This is a genomic window from Intestinibacter sp. (genome assembly GCF_051866655.1).
In the GTDB taxonomy this organism is placed as follows: Bacteria; Bacillota; Clostridia; order Peptostreptococcales; family Peptostreptococcaceae; genus Intestinibacter.
The window spans coordinates 1-4,383 of record NZ_JBJDXL010000245.1 but is presented as its reverse complement, the minus strand read 5'-3'; the positions used below and the strand labels follow the sequence as shown (position 1 = coordinate 4,383).

General features: G+C 27.9%; 4 protein-coding genes. All 4 read right to left on the bottom strand.

Features of this window, described 5'->3' with window-relative positions; genetic code table 11:
• Positions 1-240: 240 nt before the first annotated feature.
• On the bottom strand, positions 241-1,839 hold the full coding sequence (locus tag ACI3VO_RS07260) for an NAD(P)/FAD-dependent oxidoreductase (RefSeq protein WP_439757265.1): 1,599 nt from the start codon (positions 1,837-1,839) through the stop codon (positions 241-243).
• A 77-nt stretch (positions 1,840-1,916) separates the two neighbouring features.
• Positions 1,917-2,294: a hypothetical protein gene (locus ACI3VO_RS07255; RefSeq protein WP_320623940.1), complete on the bottom strand. Its 378-nt coding sequence runs from the start codon at positions 2,292-2,294 to the stop codon at positions 1,917-1,919.
• Positions 2,295-2,461: 167 nt separating this feature from the next.
• Entirely contained in the window at positions 2,462-4,045 is a 1,584-nt protein-coding gene (locus ACI3VO_RS07250) for an SEC-C metal-binding domain-containing protein (RefSeq protein ID WP_439757264.1), read from the bottom strand.
• Positions 4,046-4,185: 140 nt separating this feature from the next.
• The coding region (locus tag ACI3VO_RS07245; RefSeq protein ID WP_439757263.1) for a hypothetical protein at positions 4,186-4,383 on the bottom strand (198 nt) is incomplete at its 5' end.

The following is a 4,383-nucleotide window of genomic DNA, read 5'->3' as shown; positions in this document are numbered from 1 at the left end:
AAATATATCCCCTCCGCAAACGGAGAGGATATTTTTTTAAACTTTCATATTTTCTTGAAAGCTTTTTTGCTTCCTATTCAATTTTTTCCTAAATATTTAATAGTTAGGTATTTAAGTACAATTTTATTTTATAATGTTGTGAGTATAAACATCAATACTTTTTTTACTGTTTGTAATATATTACCAAAATTATTACTATTATTTTTCTAAATATTTAATTTCTAATGCAATTTTTATCATTTATTTTAATTGTAAATACTGTTCAATTATTTTTTCGGCACATTTAATACCATCTACAGCTGCAGTTACTATTCCACCTGCATAACCTGCACCTTCACCACATGGATATAATTTCTCTACATTTACAGATTCTAGAGTTTCCTCATCCCTAACAATTCTTATAGGTGCTGATGATCTAGTTTCCACACCTGTTAAAACTGCATCATACATAGAAAATCCGTTTAATTTTTTGTCTAATTTGGGTAAGGCTTCCTTCATAGTTTCGCATACGAATTTAGGTAAACAATCTTTTAAATTAGCAAATGTATATCCTGGCTTGTAAGAAGGCTCTACTGTTCCTAACTCTGTAGATACTCTATCTTGTAAAAAATCTCCTACTAGCTGAACAGGAGCATTATAATTTCTACCTCCAAGCTCGTAAGCTAATTTTTCGTATTTTCTTTGGAACTCTACCCCTGCTAGTGGATGATCACTTCCGAAATCAGAAGGCTTTACATTTACTAAAAATGCGCTATTTGCGTTTTTCTTGTCTCTAGCATGCTCACTCATACCATTAGTTACAACTTCGCCTTCTTCAGATGCTGAAGCTATTACAGTTCCTCCTGGACACATGCAAAATGTATAAGCTGTTCTTCCATTAGATGTATGCTCTATTAGCTTGTAGTCTGCTGCACCTAATCTTTTGTGATTATAAAATTCTTTGTATTGTGATTTATTAATAAGAGTCTGAGGATGCTCTATTCTAGCACCTATAGCAAATGGTTTTTGAATTATTTTTACACCTTTTTCATACAGCATTTCGTACGTATCCCTTGCACTATGCCCGATAGCAAGTATAACTACATTAGTATCTATTGTCTCCTTGTCGTTTACTACTACAGATTTTATTTTTGAATTTTCTACGTTGATTTGGGTCACCTTTGCATCAAATTTTACACTGCCTCCAAGTCTTATTATTTCTTCTCTTATATTTTTTACGACATTTTTTAGTATATCTGTGCCTACATGCGGTTTGTTAGAGTATAAAATTTCGTCTGGAGCGCCAAAATTCACAAATTCCTCTAAAACCTTTCTACATCTGATATCCTTTATTCTAGTAGTAAGCTTTCCATCGGAAAAAGTTCCTGCTCCACCTTCTCCAAATTGAACGTTGGAATTGCTTTTAAACTTTCTATCAATCCAAAAATTATTTATATCATTTGTTCTGTTATCTACATCTAATCCTCTTTCAAGCATTATAGGCATATAACCTCTTTGAGCTAAAACTAGAGATGCAAATAATCCTGCTGGTCCACTTCCGACTACTACAGGTCTATGTTCTAATTTTTGCTCTCCAGAAGGCACTCCGATGTATTCTCTTTGTTTTATCTCTACAACATCCTTTAGTTTTTTCTTTAAAATCTTGCTTTCATTATTTACAACTACATCTACTGTATATACGAAATCTATCTTTCCTCTTTTTCTCGCGTCTATCGATTCTTTATATATATAATATTTTACTAATTCTTTTTCTTTTATTTTTAATTTTTTTAGTAAAGTGCTTTTTATCTTAGACTTGTCATCATCTATACTTAATTTGATATTAGACACTCTCAGCATAAAGATTTCCTCCTAAATTAATTCTTTTAATTGCCAATCAAAAATATAGCGAACTCTTAGAGTTCGCCTTTTATTTACTAATGTTTTTCACTTATAAGTCCTCTTATCACTTTCATGTTGTTAAATACTTTTTCTAAGAAGTTTTCAACTTCTTCGTTGTCTAAAAGAGTTATCTCTAATTCATCGCTATCTGATATATTTTTTGATTCACAATATGATTTTGCTATATTTATTAACTCTTCTTTGCTTTCTGAAGATAAGTTGTATTCCTTAAAATCAATTATTATATACTGTTTGATTTTTTCTTTGTTATTTTCATTATAACCAATTTCTATGTGATATATAACTCCAAATAAATTAGATGGATCTTCTTCTCCTTTATATATTGGTACTGCAGGATTTGATCTTATAAAATTAGTTGCTACTGCAATAGGATTTCCTAAAGTAAAACTCATAAATCTACCTCTTTCTCTATAATATACTTCTTATTTTAATATTTTATCATTTTTTTTATATATTAAAAGGCTTTTACCTAAATTTTATTATTTTATTTAAAATAAAAAGCCCCCTACAAAGTAGTATTTCCAATTTTAACTACTTTTATAGGGGGTATGGGAAAATTTTAACAAATCAGCAATTCTTTATATCTTTTACCCAGAGTTCTGATACTTATATTGTATTTTTTGGATATTTGTTCTTGTGTTACAGTTTCATCTATACTCTTTTTGACATAGTACTCAATAGCTGCTGCCCAACCATTTTCACTACCCTTATAATCTTTATAAGTCCTTTTAAATATTTCCCATGTCGATATACATTTTTCTTTGTATTCGCTCTCTACTTTGGAAATTAATACATCGTATACCTTGCAGTCTTCTCTGCTTATTTGATCTATATTCATTTTCGCAACTAAAGTATTTTCTATTTTTGATTCAATTTGTCCTACTTTTGAGATTGATATATTTTCTATTTTTGATTCGATTTGTTCAGCCTTGTACGTTGGTATGTTTTCTATTTTATTGGATAGTTTAGAATTTATATTTTTTATATTATTGTTTTTATTAGACGACTTTTTTTGTTTTATATCCTGCTTTTGTTTTCTCTCTTGTATTTGTTTAGTTATCTGTAATCTTTGTTTTAATTTTTCCTCTAATCTTTTACTTATTCGTTTTTTTGCACCTATATCTTTTGATGCTTTAGCTTTTCTAGCCATTACTTGTTTTCTTTGTTTATTCTCTTTTAAATTATTGTCTTGCTTTTCTATAATATTATTTTTTTGAGGTATATCTTGTACTACCTCTGTTATATTCTGTATCTCTATAACTTTTTCTTTATCTGTTTTTTCTTCTATATCCTCATCAGCTTGCTTTAAAATTGTTTTTTCTTCAATTTGCTTAACCATTGGTTTATTAAATACTTCTATAATTTCATTATCCACATCTTCTACAATTACCTCTTGTATTTCCTGTTTTTCTTTATTCATTGCAATATCGCATGCAATTTCCTTTACCTCTTCTTTGTAGAGATCTACTATATTTTTATACATAAATTTAATATTGTTTATTAAACACTGCTTCTTAGTTTTTACCTTCTTTTTAGTTTCTCTGTACCTATCTTCTATACGCTGTTTAATTTTATCCTTTGTATTTTCATCTATCTTACTTGTTTTATCTAAGAAAATTTTCGTATTGTCTATAGATACAATTCTCGCCAGTATGTAATCACCCACATCAAAAGCACTAAATAGCTCAATATCCTCTACATAGACATTCTGGTCTAACAGAATATCCTTTATTAGAATTTTATTAATGTCCTTTTCCTTTACTTGATATATACTCATATATGAATTTATAGTATTTTCAACTATTGATAGCTCATTTTTATTCAAAATATTTTTATTTCTATTAAAATAATCCATCATTATGCTAGTTTGTTTATTATATTTATAATTTGTTAAATAATATACGTTTGTTATATTTTCTAGTACGTAATTATTAATTCCAAATTCTACTTCAAATTTATTTTTATAGTCTTTGTATTCTTCTCTATTAGAAAATTCTATTACTTTTTGAATTACACCTTCAAATTTTTTTCTTCCGTTTACTACTCTATTTTTAGCAATTTCTCTAGCTTCATCTTTTGCCAAACAGCACTTTTTATATTTTTTTCCACTTCCACATGGACAAAGATCATTTCTTCCTACCAAATTAAATCCCCCTTTTCTTTTCTATAATTAAATAAATTTTCTATAAAAATGAGCTGTTTTCCTTTTAGATTTTCGTATAATTGTACTACATTTTCTTTTATTGATTTCCAATTATATACATATATCAATTTATTATTTTATTAATCGACTTTAAATACCATTGTACAATTTACTTTTTCACTCTTACCATTTTCTCCTTCGTAATTTTCTATTTTTATAGCATCTATAGAATTTTCCAAATTTAAGTCCTTTAGTTTCGTATCTAATTTAAGAATATTTTCTAAAGTCGATGAAATACTCAACTCTAATAAAACAGTCTCTGAATTTTCTACTTGCTC